This window comes from Janthinobacterium breve (genome assembly GCF_051380895.1).
Taxonomy (GTDB): domain Bacteria; phylum Pseudomonadota; class Gammaproteobacteria; order Burkholderiales; family Burkholderiaceae_D; genus Janthinobacterium.
Genome location: NZ_JBNYXY010000002.1, coordinates 511955 through 525563, shown reverse-complemented (window position 1 = coordinate 525563; position 13609 = coordinate 511955). Strand labels below are relative to the sequence as shown.

Genomic DNA, 13609 nt, shown 5'->3' with positions numbered 1-13609 from the left:
ACTAGAGAGGTAGGCAATGACGACACACACCACCGCGCAAGGTCGTACGCACATCAGCGCGCACGCGGACGCACCGGGCGAGAAACCCAAGACGGGCCGCCTGGCCACGGCCAGCATGGTCGGCACGACCCTGGAATGGTATGACTTCACCGTCTACAACACCATGGCCGCGCTGATCTTCAACCATCTGTTCTTTCCCTCATTCGATCCGCTGACGGGTACCATCCTGGCCTTTTCCACGTATGCCGTCGGCTATATCTCGCGCCCCATCGGGGGCGTGATCTTCGGCCACCTGGGCGACAAGCTGGGACGCCGCTGGGTGCTGGTGGTCACCCTGATGCTGATGGGCGTGACGACGGGCCTGATGGGCCTTTTGCCCACGTATGCCACGGCCGGCATCTGGAGCCCGGTCCTGCTGGTGGCGCTGCGCTTCGTGCAGGGCATCGCACTGGGTGGCGAATGGGCCGGCGCCGTGCTGATCTCCGTCGAACACGGCGCGCCGGACAAGCGTGGCCGTAACGCTTCGTGGACGCAGGTGGGACCATCGTTCGGCACCTTGCTGGCGACGGGCTGCATCGGCCTGATCACCTATCTGCTGCCGCATGAAGCGTTCATGGACTGGGGCTGGCGCATGCCATTCATCGCCAGCCTGCTGCTGGTGGCCTTCGGCATGTGGATACGCAGCGGCATCGAGGAAACCCCGTTGTTCAAGGAACTCGACCAGCAGGACGCCAAGGCCGAAGCGCCGATCGGCGACGTGCTGCGCATCTACTGGCGCCGTCTGTTGATCGCCGGCGGCGTGCGCATCGGCTCGGACGTGCTGTATGCGCTGGTGGTGGTGTTCACGCTCACGTATGTGACGACGGTGCTGCACCTGTCCTCGACCCTGGCTTTGAGCGCCATCATGATCGGCACGGCCTGCAATGCGCTGTCGGTGCCCCTGTTTGGCGCCCTGTCGGACAAGATTGGCCGTCGCCCCGTGTATGCGCTGGGCGCCATCCTGGGCCTGGTGTGGGCGTTTGCCTTCTTCACCTTGTTGGATACGGCCAGCCCAGCCGCCATCGTCACGGCCGTCGTCGGGGGCCTGGTCATCCACGCCATCATGTACGGCCCGCAGGCGGCTTTCGTCATCGAGCAATTTCCCACCAAGGTGCGCTATGCGGGTTCCTCGCTGGCCTACACCCTGGCCGGTGTGATCGGCGGCGGCTTCGCGCCCCTCGTCATCGCCAGCCTGTACCGCTCGTACAACAGCACCATGGCCGTCTCGCTGTATGTGGCGGCGGCTTTGCTGATCACCGGCGCGGCAGTCTTTGCTGCCCGCGAAACGGGTCGCAGCCCACTTGAGGAATAACATCATGACGACATTGAATTTTCAACTTGCAGGCCACGGCCCCGTCACCTTCGACATCGACAATCTCATCATCGCCGGTTGGACGGGCCGCGACATGGCGATGGTCGAACACCATATCGCCGAACTGGAAGCCATCGGCGTGGCGCGCCCGAAAAGCGTGCCCACGTTTTATAGGGTCTCGGCGGCGCTGCTGTCCAGCGATGCCGGCATCGAAGTGCCGGGCCGCGATTCCTCGGGCGAGGCCGAGTTCGTGCTGTTTTCCACCGAATATGGCTTGCTGGTGGGGATAGGTTCGGATCATACAGACCGCAAGGTGGAAAGCTATGGCGTGACGGTGTCGAAGCAGATGTGCGGCAAGCCCGTGGGCGATACCCTGTGGCGCCATGCCGACGTGGCCGGCCACTGGGACCAGCTGCAGATGCGTTCCTGGCGCGAGCGCGATGGCGTGCCTGCCCTGTACCAGGACGGCCCCGTGACCCGCATGCTGTCACCGGAAGAGCTGATCCTGCGCTACACGGGGCAGGCGACCCTGCCCGTGGGCAGCGCCATGTTCTGCGGCACGCAGCCGATCATCGGCGAGATGGGCCATGGCGACGCGTTCGAGTTGGAGCTGTATGATCCTGCCTTGCAGCGCCGCCTGCAGCACCGCTATGCCGTGCAAACCCTGCCCGTGGAAGGATAAGACAATGAGCAAGCTAAGCAAGACTATCCGCGAACTGGCGGCCGACCTGGCAGCCGGCCGCATCACCAGCGTGGAACTGACGCAGCGCATGCTGGAACGCGCCGAGGCGCACCAGGCGCAGGGCGGCCATGCCTATGTCAGTCTCGATGGCGAACAGGCGCTGATGGAAGCGCGCGCCAGCGATGCTGCGCGCGCGGCCGGCTGGGTGCCTTCGCCACTGGCCGGCGTACCCATCTCGATCAAGGACTTGTTCGACGTCAGGGGGCAGGTCAGCAGCGCCGCCTCGCTGGCGCTGGCCGACGCGCCGCCCGCCGATGCCGATGCGGGTGCCGTGGCGCGCCTGCGCGCGGCCGGCGCCATCCTGCTGGGCCGCACCAACATGAGCGAATTTGCATTCTCCGGCCTGGGCTTGAATCCCCATTACGGTACGCCGCGCAACCCGCACGACCGCGCACGCGTGGCGGGTGGCTCTACTTCTGGCGGCGCCGTGACGGTGGCTTTGGCGATGGCGGCCGGCGCGCTGGGCACGGACACGGGCGGCTCGATCCGCATCCCGTCCGCCTTTTGCGGCCTGACCGGTTTCAAGCCGACGGCGGCCTCCGTGTCGCTGGCCGGCACGGTGCCCTTGTCGCGCTCCCTCGACTCGGCTGGCCCCATCGCACACAGTGTCGATTGCTGCGCCATCCTGTATGCGGCCTTGTCCGGCCACGCTATCCCCGATGGCGCGCCAGCCCTGAAAGGCTTGCGCTTCGGTTTTACCCTTGACTATGTCGGTACGCACGTGGCGCCGCAGGTGCAGCAGGCTTTCGACGCCGCGCTGGACAAGTTGCGGCAAGCCGGCGCCCTGGTAGAACAGTTCGATTTCCCCGAATTGCTGGAGCTGCCGATGATCAATGGCGGCGGTGGTCTGGTGGCGGCCGAAGCGTGGCACTGGCACAGGGTGTTGCTTGAAGAGAAGGGCGCGCAGTACGACCAGCGCGTGGCGGCGCGCATCCGCCGCGGCCAGCAGCAGGGCGCGTTTGACTACCTCGATTTGCTCGACGCGCGCGCACGCCTGATCGCCGTGGCAGAGCAGCGTCTGGCGCCATTCGACGCCTGGTTGATGCCCAGCGTGGCTATTCTCGCACCGGAAGTCGCCCCGCTGGAAGCGGACGACGCCACCTTCTTCGCCACGAATGGCCTGGCGCTGCGCAACGCCAGTGCGATCAACTTCCTCGATGGCTGCGCCTTGTCCCTGCCTTGCCATGCCGAGGGCGAACTGCCCGTGGGGCTGGGCATTTGTGGCCTGGCCGGCGCGGATGAAAGAGTGCTGCAAATTGGCCGTGCGGTCGAGATAGTATTAGGTGCACAACAATAAATAGTGCTGAGGTGCAGGAAAATGCCAACTCTGTCATGATGGCTGGCATTAACATGAGATAGTCGCGCTCGCGCGCCGGCAAACTTCACACTGTGCACCGATACGACCTGATTAGCTGTCATGACTGCGGCGTGCTGTACCGCAAACGTCCGCTGCGTCCCCGCGAGAAGGCGCGCTGCATCCGTTGCCGCTCGGTGCTGTACCGGGCCGCCTCGGGCCGGGGCGCGTCCGCTGCCTTGGACAAGGTGGTGGCACTGACCCTGGGCGCCGCCCTGGTCTTCCTGATCGCGCAGTTTTTTCCCATCGTCGAACTCGACGTCAATGGACTGACCTCCAGCGCCACCTTGCTCGGCTCCATTCGCGTGCTGTGGTCCGAGCAGATGCAGGTGGTGGCGACCATGGTCTTCCTGTTTACCATTCTCTTCCCTGCCATCGAACTGGGCTCCCTGCTGTATGTGGCGCTGGGCCTGCGTGGCGGCGTCAAGGTCCCCGGCTTTAACCGCGTGCTGCGCGCCGTGCAGACGGCACGCGAGTGGGGCATGACGGAGGTGCTGATGATCGGCATCCTGATCACCGTCGTCAAGATGACCAGCCTGGCCACGGTGCTGCCGCAACCGGGGCTGTTCGCGTTTGGTGCGCTGACCTTGATGCTGGCCATCGTCGTTTCGTTCGATCCCAAGGCCCTGTGGAACCTGGGTGACGACCTGACACGGCAAGCGCTGCCCGGCATCCGCTACAAGGCCTTCGCGCCCGGCGAGAAGGTGCTGCCTTGCCATGCCTGCGGCCTGGTGGCGCCGCCTCTGGGCAAGGGCAAGCACCTGGCGTGCGTGCGCTGCGGCACGGCCCTGCACATACGCAAACCGGACAGCATCAACCGCACCTGGGCCTTGCTGATCGCCGCCATGATCCTCTACATTCCCGCCAACCTGCTGCCCGTGATGGTCACGTACACGCTGTTTGGTGTGCAAAATGACACCATCATGAGCGGCGTGGTGCTGTTCTGGACCAGCGGCTCGAAGGGCCTGGCCATCATCATTTTCATCGCCAGCGTGGTCGTGCCCATGCTCAAGCTGGGCGTGCTGGCGCTGCTGGCATTCACGGCGCAGCGGCGTTCGCGCTGGCGGCCGCGCCAGCGCACCATTTTGTACCGCATGGTCGAATTCATCGGCCGCTGGTCCATGCTCGACATTTTTGTCGTGACCCTGACGGTGGCGCTGGTGCGTTTCAAGTCGCTGGCCGTGATCACGGCAGGTCCCGGCGCGCTGGCCTTTGGCGCCGTGGTGGTGCTGACCATGCTGGCGGCGATGCAGTTTGATCCGCGCCTGATCTGGGACCCTGTCGACGGGCAGGTGCCTGGAGAGGAAGAACCCGTGGTGGTGACAAATACCGGAAACAATACAGTGATTGGAGAACAGCATGTCTGACAAAGAAGCAGGCGACCTTGCCGAAACGGTTGGCCGTCCATTGCCGGAACCCGATGTGGAGCAGGGCAGCCGCTGGCTGCCATCGCTGGTATGGCTCATTCCGCTGCTGGCCGCGCTGATCGGCGCCGGCCTGGCCGCCAAGTCCATCCTCGACCAGGGCCCCACGGTAACGGTCAGCTTCAAGAGCGCCGAAGGCCTGGAGCCGGGCAAGACCAAGGTCAAGTACAAGGATGTCGACATCGGCCAGGTGCGTGCCATCACCCTCGGCGACGACTTGACCAAGGTGCTGGTGACGATCGACATGAGCAAGGAAGCGCGGCGCTTCGCCACCGCCGATTCGCGCTTCTGGGTAGTGCGCCCGCAAATCGGCGCCAGCGGCGTGACGGGCCTGGGCACCTTGCTGTCGGGCGCCTACATCGGCGTAGATACGGGCAAGTCGGAGCAGAAGAAGGACAACTTCGTCGGCATGGAAAATCCGCCCGCTGTGGCGGGCGACCAGAAAGGCAAGCTGTACACCCTGCATGCGGACAGCCTCGGCTCCGTCGATGTGGGTTCGCCCCTGTTCTTCCACCGCCTGCGGGTGGGCAAGGTGGTCAGCTTCGCGCTGGACAAGGATGGCAACGGCATCACCATGTCGGTGTTCGTGAACGCGCCGTATGACCAGTTTGTCGGCAAGAATGCGCGCTGGTGGCATGCCAGCGGCGTCGATGTGCGCCTCGATTCCAACGGCTTCAAACTGAACACGCAGTCGCTGGCCGCCATGCTGGTGGGCGGTATCGCTTTCGAGGCGGAAAATGGCCGCAAGCCGGAAGACCCGGCGCCGGCTGGCACCACTTACCGGCTGGCGGCCGACGAGGCCAGCGCCATGCGCGAGCCCGATGGTGAGGCCATTACCACCGTATTCTATTTCGACCAGTCCCTGCGTGGCTTGCAGCCCGGCGCCACGGTGGACTTCCGCGGCATCGTGCTGGGCGAAGTGCGCTCGGTGGGTATCGAATTCGACCCCGTGAAAAAGAACTTCCGCATGCCCGTCACCGTTAATCTGTATCCTGCCCGCCTGGGTATGCGCTTCAAGGCGGCCGTCGACGATGCGGAAGGATCGGCCGGCCACCAGGTGCTCGAACGCATGGTCAGCCGCGGTTTGCGCGCCCAGTTGCGCACGGGCAACCTGCTCACCAGCCAGCTGTATATCGCGCTGGACTTCTTCCCGAAAGCGCCGAAGGTGGCGCTGGACTTGAACAGGTATCCGCTGGAAGTGCCCACCGTGCCCAATACCCTGGATGAATTGCAGACGCAGATCGCCAGCATTGCCCGCAAGCTCGATCAGGTGCCATACGCGGAGATCGGCAACAACCTGAACGCCACCATCAAGCAGGCCAATACCCTGTTCAAGCAGCTCGATGGCCAGGTGGTGCCGGAAATGCGCGATACCCTGACGGCGGCAAAACAGACCTTCGGCACGGCCGAACAGGTGCTGCAAAAGGATTCGCCGCTGCAGTCTGACGTGCGCCAGGCCTTGCAGCAGCTGACGCAAACCCTGCAATCGCTCAATGCCCTGTCGGATTACCTGGAACGCCACCCAGAGTCCCTGATCCGCGGTAAAAAAGGAGATGAAAAAAAATGAGGAAGCCAATTTTTGCGCTACTGATGGCAGCCAGCCTGCTGGGCGCCTGCTCCACGCCACAGCCCGAGCATTTCTATACGCTCAGTGGCGGCGCCGACGCGCAGCCGGCCAAACCCGTCAAATACTATGTCGAGGTGCTGGCCGTCAGTGTGCCGCAGCAGGTGAGCCGCAACCAGTTCGTCGTGACGGCGCCATCGGGACGCATCGAATTGCTGGAGCAGCAGCGCTGGGCGGGACCGCTGGCCGGCGAGATCGGCCAGGCCCTGTCGACGGCCGTGACGAGCGACCTGGGCGCCATCGATGTGTTCCGCACGCCGCACCCCGACAACCTGCCCGTGTACCGCATCAGCACCAATGTGCAGCGCTTCGAGTCCGTGATGGGCCAGTATGCGCTGATCGATGCCGTGTGGAGCGTGCGCCAGCTGGCCAGCAACAAGGTGGTCACTTGCCGCACGATAGCCAATGAAAAGGTGGGCGCAGGCTACGATGAACTGGTGCTGGGCCACCGCCGCGCCGTCGGCCGCATCGCTGCAGATGCGGCGGGCGTGGTGCGTGCTTTTGACAACGGCAACGCTGCCTGCCCGGCCGCCTGAGCCGCTTTCCGCTACCCAGTCCCGGCGGCCGCTGGTAAAATGCGGCCATGGGAATGACCTCTTTCACGCGCCGCTTTGCCGCCTGTATCGCCTGTTTCGCGATCCTGCTGGCGGCGCTCGCGCCGTCGATTTCCCAGGCCGTCGCCAACGCCAAGCAGGAGTCCGGTTCCGGCTGGGCCGAAATCTGCTCGGTGGCCGGCATCCGTTTCGTCCAGGTCGATGATGATGGTGCCGCCGATGGCAAGTCCGGCGGCAAGGCCATGCAGATGGAGCATTGCGCCTTCTGTTCCACGCATGCGGGTTCCGTGGGCTTGCCGCCCAGTCCCATGCTGCCGCTGCCCGTCGCCAGCGGCACGGCCATTTTCCCGGCCCTGTACTACCAGTCGCCATCACCGCTCTTCATCTGGTCCACCGCGCAATCGCGCGCGCCGCCCACCCTCATTTAAGTCTTTGCATTTTTAGTGCTTGCCCTGCGCGCCTTCCAGTGCGACGGGCAGCATCCGCACACTTAAACGAGAATCACATGAACAAGAAATTATTGGTATTGGCCGTGGCCATCACCCTGGCCTACCCCTGCGCGCAGGCGCAATCCGATCACGCCATCGACACCGTCGTCGTTTCCGGCTCACGCGCGCAATCGTGGCTGTCCGAGACGCCGCAGGCCATCGGCGTCGTCAATGCCAACATGCTGGAACGCGACAAGCCCAAGACCATGGGCGATATCCTCAACCGCATCGCCGGCGTGTACTGGAATGACCTGGGCAACGAGCAGCACAGCATGAGCATCCGCCAGCCCATCGGCACGAATGCCGTCTACCAGTACCTGGAAGACGGCATCCCCATCCGTCCGTTGGGCGTTTTCAACCATAATTCGCTCAATGAAATGAACATGGCGGGGGCCAGCGGCGTGGAAGTGGTGAAGGGCGCTGCTTCCTCGCTGTACGGCAGCAATGCCGTGGGCGGCGCCGTCAATTTCCTGACGGCCGGCGCCAGCGCCACGCCGACGGCCAAGGTGGGCGTGCGGCGCGACAACGTGGGTGGCTTCACCCGCTACGACACCTCCGCCAGCGATACCTGGGGGCCGCTGGGACTGCGCTTTTCCCATTACAGTTCGCGCCGGTCGCGCGACAACTGGCAAGAGTACAGCTATGGCGACAAGGATTCGTTCTCGCTGCGCGCCGACTATGCGCTCAGTCCCACCTCGCAGCTGCGCGCCACCATCGTCCACACGGACCTCGATGCGGCCATGACGGGCAGCCTGTTTGAAGACGATTACCGCAATGCCCCGGGCAAGAGCCTAAACACTTTCACTTACCGCAAGGACAAGACCACGCGCATGAATCTGGCGTGGGAGGGCGCGACGACGGCCAATGGCACGAGCACCGTCACCGTGTTTACGCGCAAGAATGACCATGGGCAGATTCCCGCGTATTCCATCGGCAGTTGCGCGGGCATGCTGTGCAAGGGCGTCATCAATAACAACCACGTCGATTCGCTGGGGCTGGACCTCAAACACCAGCAGGAATTCACCTGGCTGCGTTCGCGCCTGGTCGCCGGCGTGTACGTGGACAAGAGCGACAATCCCTTTGTCAGCGACAACCTGTCCATCGTGCGCGATGCCGCCACGGGCCGTTATTTGCGCTATACGCTGGCCAATGCCAGCAATCCCCAGGGCGTGCGCGACTACCAGACGGACATTCTGAACACGGCCGTTTTCGCGCAATGGGAATTTTCTCCGCTGGCTGGCACGCGCCTGGTGCTGGGCGGACGCTCGGATGCCATACGCTACGATTACCACAACAAGCTGGCGCCGGGCGGCAGCGTGAATTACGGCGCACCCGACGAGTCACGCAGCTTTTCGCACGTCAGCCCGAAGCTGGGCGCCACCTACGCCCTCGGTCATGCAGGCAGCGCGTATGCGAACGTCAGCCAGGGCTTTACCCCGCCCGAGGTCAGCCAGCTGTATGGCAAGACGGGCATCGCCGACCTGCAGCCGTCCGTCTACAACAACTATGAACTGGGCTTGCGCTGGGCCTTCCTGCAGGGCCGCTTGAAACTCGACACGGCCCTGTACCGTCTTGACGGGCGCGATACCATCGTCAGCTATACGCTCTCGCCGGGGAACAGCGAAAATCGCAATGCGGGGCGCACGCGCAGCGAAGGCCTGGAGCTTGGGCTGAACTACGACAGCGGCCCGTTCGACGCGCGCTTCGCCACGGCCATCGCGCGCCACCGCTACCTGCGCTACCAGGTGTCCGCCAGCCTCGATTACAGCGGACGCACCATGCCGCAGGCGCCGCGCGACATCACCTCGTTCGAGATCGGCTACAAGCCCGTGGCCGGCGCCAGGGTGGCGCTCGAAGCCGTGCACCAGGGCCGCTACTGGATGAACAATGCCAACACGGTGGAGTACAAGGGCCACGCGCTGCTGAACCTGCGCGCCAGCTACCAACTTGCGCGGGGCCTGGAAGCGTGGGCGCAGGTGCGTAACCTGGCCGATAAACGCTATGCCGATTCGGCCAGCAGCAGTTATTCGGGTGTGGGCAGCTATGCGCCGAACAGCCAGAATCAGTACACGCCCGGTGCGCCGCGCAGCGTGATGCTGGGCCTGGGCTATACCTTCAACGCACTGTGAGGATGGTCATGGACGACGCAACTTTTCTCATCGCACGACGTAAAAGCCTGTACTGGCGCATCCACTTCTGGGCCGCGCTGATCGCCTCGCCGTTTGCGCTGGTGGCCACCCTGACGGGCATCCTGTATGTGTTCACGCCGCAGATCGAGGCACGTCTGTACCAGCACCTGGATCACGTGACGCCGCAAGCGTCCATGCTGCCGCTGGACGCCGCCGTGGCGGCAGCGGAACGGGCGGCACCGCGTGGCTGGACAGTGCAGCACGTGGTGCCGCCGTTTCAACAGGACGACGCGGTGCAGGTGGCGTTCGCGCCGCCCGGCGGCGGCGTGGACGAGCATGCGGGACATGGCGGACATGCCGCGCCGGCCACGCCCCCCAGGCCGAGGTTCGGCCTGCCCGCGCAAGCCATCATCGTCTACGTGAATCCGTATGATGCGCGCGTGCTCGGCAGCCTGGCGGGTGCGGAGCGCTTCGGCAACTGGGCGAAAAAGCTGCATTCGCGCCTGCTGCAAAACGATGGCTGGCGCTGGATGATCGAGCTGGCGGCCAGCTGGCTGATGGTGATGCTGGTGACGGGTGTGGTGCTGTGGTGGCCGCGCGGCGCCCAATCGGGCTTGCCGAAGCGGGGTGCGCGGGGCCGGAATGGCTGGCGCCAGTGGCATGCCTTCCTGGGCGTGGCGCTCGGCGTGATCAGTTTGGTCATCCTGGCGACAGGGCTGACGTGGAGCCAGCAGGCGGGCGGGCGCATACGCGCGCTGCGCGATGTCAGCGGCCAGGCGCCGCCGCCCGTGCCGCGCGGCCTGCATTCGACCGAGAAGGGCGCTCCGCTCGACTGGCAGGATGCGTGGCAGGTGGCGCGCAGTCATGCGCCCGCGATTGCCGTGCAGCTGACGGCGCCGGCCAGCCAGGACGATGTGTGGCGCGCCACCATGGCCGACCGCAGCCAGCCCACCTTGCGCTTCGACCTGCAATTCGATGCCTACAGCGGCAAACCCCTGTATTACGCGGGCTGGGAGGCGCAGACGGCGTTCGGCAAGGCCACCGCCATCGGCATCCCCTTCCATCGGGGCGAATTCGGCTGGTGGAACCAGGCGCTGTTACTGCTGTTCGGCGCCAGCGTGCTGTTCTCGCTGGTATCGGGCTGGGTGATGTTTTTCAAGCGGCGCTTGCCAGGTTCGCTGGGCTTGCCCCGGCTGCTGCCAGGCGCCTGGACCTCGCCTTCCGCGCTGGCCTGGCTGCTTGCCGCCGCCATGTGCGCGCTGATGCCATTGCTGCTCATTTCCGCCTGCATGTTGATGCTGCTGGAGCTGGTCCTGGCAAAATGGGGTGCGCGTATAGGCAGGATGCGTCTGCGCTAGAATAAGGGGCGCGGCCAGGCTCGTTGCCATGGGCCGCCCCTTTGCAATGGCTAAACCATGGTATTCGTCGACTTTCCCGCCTTGTCCGCACTGGCCGCCACATCGGCGCTGGTGACAAAAAAATGCAGCTGCTGCACGGTGCCGTTGGACGCCTGGCAGCGTCTGCCCACTTCGCTGGAGCTGGACCGCTTCGAAGAAATCGGCACCCTGCGCGAAGATCCGTACGAGGAACCGACGTTTGCCGAATTCCACCCGCATGGCACGCGCTATGAAAGCGTCGATGCGCCCATCGCGCCGCGCTACTATCCCGCCAACCTGAGCCAGGTGGCGCGCTGCCTGAACTGCGGCCGCCACTATCTGCGCTACAACGAAGCGGGCGGCTATTTTACGGAGCTGCGCATCCGCGCGCTGCGTCCCGCATTGCTGGCCGACGCCTCCCTCTAGCTATTGCAGGCTTTCCTTGACATGCGCAATGCCGTGTTCATCGTAGATCGAATACACGGCGGCGAGGAGGTTGTCCAGTTCCGGCGAGCGGTCCATATGCCGCATGCTGAATAAAATGGGCGAGAACGCATGCTTGTCGTCCAGCTTGCGGTACACCACGTTCCTGTGATGCATGGCCTGCACGCTTTCGGGCACGATGGAAATGCCCTGGCCGGCCGCCACCAGTCCCATGGAAATCTGCAGTTCGCGCACTTCCGTGACGGGGCCGGGCGTGACATTGCCATCGCTGAACATGGCCAGCACCTGGTCGGCAAAGCTGGGGCGGGGCGCTTTCGGATACACGAGCAGGGTTTCGTGGATCAGGTCAGTCAGGCGCAATCCCCCTTCGCCCTTGGCCAGCCGGTGGCCGGGCGGCAGGGCCACCACCAGCCGCTCTTCGCGTAGCAGAATGCGGCGGATGCTGGGATCTTCACTTTTCAGGCGCCCGAAACCCACGTCGATGCGGCCTTCCTTCAGGGCCTTGAGCTGCTGCACCGTCGTCATTTCATGCAGCGTCACGTCGACCTCGGGATGGCGTTCGCAGTAGCGGTGCACGATGTCGGGCAATTCCCCATACAGGGTCGAGGCGACGAAGCCGATCGACAGGGTGCGTTCCAGCTTGCCCACGCGCTGCGTCATCGCCTTCAGGTCGCGCACCTGGTCGAGCAGCGGGCGCGCATGGGCGAGGAAAAACTCGCCCGCTTCCGTCAGCCGCAGGGGACGCGAGCCTTTTTCGATCAGCGCCACGCCCAGCGTTTCTTCCAGTTGCTGCATCTGCCGGCTGAGCGGTGGCTGCGCGATATGCAGGCGCGCGGCGGCCCGAGTGAAGTTCCTTTCCTCTGCGACCGCAACGAAGTAGCGCAAGTGGCGTAATTCCATCTTCATACCTTTCAGGTATAGGTTTGATACCAACTCGGTGTTGGACGTGGGCACATTCGGGGCATATGGTGTCACCACTCCACGGAATTATACGGAATAAATATGATTCAAAATATCGAGACCTACCTGGTCGATGTACCAACCATCCGCCCGCACCGGATGTCCGTCGCCACCATGAATACGCAAACCCTGGTGCTGGTACGGCTGCGCTGCACCGACGGCATCACTGGCTGGGGCGAAGCGACTACCATCGGCGGCTTGAGCTATGGCGGCGAAAGCCCGGAAAGCATCAAGACCAATATCGATACTTATATCGCACCCCTGCTGGTCGGCATGGAAGCGAGCCAGGTCGCCAAGGCGATGGCCATGGTACGCAAGGTCATCCAGGGTAACCGTTTCGCCAAGTGCGCGATTGAAACGGCGCTGCTCGATGCACAGGCGCGCCGCCTGAACGTGCCGTTGTCGGAACTGCTGGGTGGCCGCGTGCGCGATGCGTTGCCCGTGGCCTGGGTGCTGGCCAGCGGCGATACCGTGCGCGATATCGCCGAAGCGGAAAAAATGCTGGACTTGCGTCGCCACCGCATCTTCAAGCTGAAGATTGGCCTGCGCGACGTGATGGACGACGTGGCCCACGTGCTGGAGATCAAGCGGGCGCTGGGCGAACGTGCCAGCGTGCGCGTCGATGTCAACCAGGCCTGGAGCGAGATGGACGCCGTGCGCGGCATCGGAGCGCTGGAAGCGGGCGGCATCGACCTGATCGAGCAGCCCGTCAAAGCGGGCAACCGCGCCGCGCTGGCGCGCCTGAAGCAACGCTTCGACGTGGCCATCATGGCCGACGAAGCATTGCATGGCCCCGCCGACGCGCTGGCGCTGGCCCAGGCCGATGCGGCCGACGTGTATGCGGTGAAAATCACCCAGTCGGGCGGCTTGCTGCCCGCGCTGGAAGTGGCCACCGTGGCGCGCCTGGCTGGCGTGGGCCTGTACGGCGGCACCATGCTCGAAGGCGGCATCGGCACGGCCGCCACGGCCCACGTCTGCTCCACCTTTGCCGAACTGGCCTGGGGTACGGAACTGTTCGGCCCTCTGCTGCTGACGCAGGAAGTCTTGCGCGAGCCGCTCGTGTACCGCGACTTCATGCTGCAAGTGCCGACGGGGCCGGGCCTGGGCGTGGAGATCGATACGGACAAGCTGCGCGCCATGCAGCGTCAATAAGAAAGCCAAAG

General features: G+C 64.5%; 12 protein-coding genes. 11 read left to right on the top strand and 1 reads right to left on the bottom strand.

The annotated features are described in order from the left end of the window. Positions 1-16 precede the first annotated feature (16 nt). From ACQ4W0_RS05170 to ACQ4W0_RS05125, 10 genes are all read left to right on the top strand, one after another. Entirely contained in the window at positions 17-1351 is a 1335-nt protein-coding gene (locus tag ACQ4W0_RS05170; RefSeq protein ID WP_436575788.1) for an MFS transporter, read from the top strand. Between the two features lie 4 nt (positions 1352-1355). Further along, positions 1356-2033, top strand: coding sequence for a DUF2848 domain-containing protein (locus ACQ4W0_RS05165; protein ID WP_436575787.1), 678 nt, complete (start codon positions 1356-1358; stop codon positions 2031-2033). A gap of 4 nt (positions 2034-2037) precedes the next feature. Beyond that, positions 2038-3390, top strand: coding sequence for an amidase (locus tag ACQ4W0_RS05160; RefSeq protein WP_436575786.1), 1353 nt, complete (start codon positions 2038-2040; stop codon positions 3388-3390). Between the two features lie 131 nt (positions 3391-3521). Further along, complete coding sequence (locus tag ACQ4W0_RS05155; RefSeq protein ID WP_436575785.1) at positions 3522-4814, top strand: paraquat-inducible protein A; 1293 nt, start codon at positions 3522-3524, stop codon at positions 4812-4814. Next, positions 4807-6438: a PqiB family protein gene (locus ACQ4W0_RS05150; RefSeq protein WP_436506820.1), complete on the top strand. Its 1632-nt coding sequence runs from the start codon at positions 4807-4809 to the stop codon at positions 6436-6438. The genes ACQ4W0_RS05155 and ACQ4W0_RS05150 overlap by 8 nt, the downstream gene beginning before the upstream one ends. Further along, positions 6435-7031, top strand: a complete 597-nt coding sequence (locus ACQ4W0_RS05145; RefSeq protein ID WP_436575784.1) for a PqiC family protein — start codon at positions 6435-6437, stop codon at positions 7029-7031. Before ACQ4W0_RS05150 ends, ACQ4W0_RS05145 begins: the two co-directional genes overlap by 4 nt. 47 nt (positions 7032-7078) lie before the next feature. Beyond that, positions 7079-7477, top strand: a complete 399-nt coding sequence (locus ACQ4W0_RS05140) for a DUF2946 domain-containing protein (RefSeq protein WP_436575783.1) — start codon at positions 7079-7081, stop codon at positions 7475-7477. A gap of 77 nt (positions 7478-7554) precedes the next feature. Next, positions 7555-9666: a TonB-dependent receptor family protein gene (locus ACQ4W0_RS05135; RefSeq protein WP_436575782.1), complete on the top strand. Its 2112-nt coding sequence runs from the start codon at positions 7555-7557 to the stop codon at positions 9664-9666. Positions 9667-9674: 8 nt separating this feature from the next. Continuing rightward, on the top strand, positions 9675-11024 hold the full coding sequence (locus ACQ4W0_RS05130) for a PepSY-associated TM helix domain-containing protein (protein ID WP_436575781.1): 1350 nt from the start codon (positions 9675-9677) through the stop codon (positions 11022-11024). A 57-nt stretch (positions 11025-11081) separates the two neighbouring features. Next, complete coding sequence (locus tag ACQ4W0_RS05125) at positions 11082-11468, top strand: hypothetical protein (protein WP_436575780.1); 387 nt, start codon at positions 11082-11084, stop codon at positions 11466-11468. On the opposite strand, the gene ACQ4W0_RS05120 is transcribed toward ACQ4W0_RS05125, so the two are convergent. Then, the gene (locus ACQ4W0_RS05120) at positions 11469-12386 is read right to left on the bottom strand and encodes a LysR family transcriptional regulator (RefSeq protein ID WP_436575779.1); all 918 of its coding nucleotides are present in this window, start codon (positions 12384-12386) and stop codon (positions 11469-11471) included. 102 nt (positions 12387-12488) lie between these two features. On the opposite strand from ACQ4W0_RS05120, the gene ACQ4W0_RS05115 reads away from it, so the two are divergent. Further along, positions 12489-13598 carry a muconate/chloromuconate family cycloisomerase gene (locus ACQ4W0_RS05115; protein WP_436575778.1) on the top strand — a complete coding sequence of 370 codons (1110 nt, stop codon included), beginning with the start codon at positions 12489-12491 and terminating at the stop codon, positions 13596-13598. Positions 13599-13609 lie beyond the last annotated feature (11 nt).

Excerpts from the sequence above, each read along its gene's own strand:
- ACQ4W0_RS05120 (WP_436575779.1), bottom strand. The coding sequence starts at position 12,386 with ATGGAATTACGCCACTTGCGCTACTTCGTTGCGGTCGCAGAGGAAAGG.
- ACQ4W0_RS05170 (WP_436575788.1), top strand. The coding sequence starts at position 17 with ATGACGACACACACCACCGCGCAAGGTCGTACGCACATCAGCGCGCAC.
- ACQ4W0_RS05130 (WP_436575781.1), top strand. The coding sequence starts at position 9,675 with ATGGACGACGCAACTTTTCTCATCGCACGACGTAAAAGCCTGTACTGG.
- ACQ4W0_RS05115 (WP_436575778.1), top strand. The coding sequence starts at position 12,489 with ATGATTCAAAATATCGAGACCTACCTGGTCGATGTACCAACCATCCGC.
- ACQ4W0_RS05160 (WP_436575786.1), top strand. The coding sequence starts at position 2,038 with ATGAGCAAGCTAAGCAAGACTATCCGCGAACTGGCGGCCGACCTGGCA.
- ACQ4W0_RS05140 (WP_436575783.1), top strand. The coding sequence starts at position 7,079 with ATGGGAATGACCTCTTTCACGCGCCGCTTTGCCGCCTGTATCGCCTGT.
- ACQ4W0_RS05165 (WP_436575787.1), top strand. The coding sequence starts at position 1,356 with ATGACGACATTGAATTTTCAACTTGCAGGCCACGGCCCCGTCACCTTC.
- ACQ4W0_RS05135 (WP_436575782.1), top strand. The coding sequence starts at position 7,555 with ATGAACAAGAAATTATTGGTATTGGCCGTGGCCATCACCCTGGCCTAC.
- ACQ4W0_RS05125 (WP_436575780.1), top strand. The coding sequence starts at position 11,082 with ATGGTATTCGTCGACTTTCCCGCCTTGTCCGCACTGGCCGCCACATCG.
- ACQ4W0_RS05145 (WP_436575784.1), top strand. The coding sequence starts at position 6,435 with ATGAGGAAGCCAATTTTTGCGCTACTGATGGCAGCCAGCCTGCTGGGC.
- ACQ4W0_RS05150 (WP_436506820.1), top strand. The coding sequence starts at position 4,807 with ATGTCTGACAAAGAAGCAGGCGACCTTGCCGAAACGGTTGGCCGTCCA.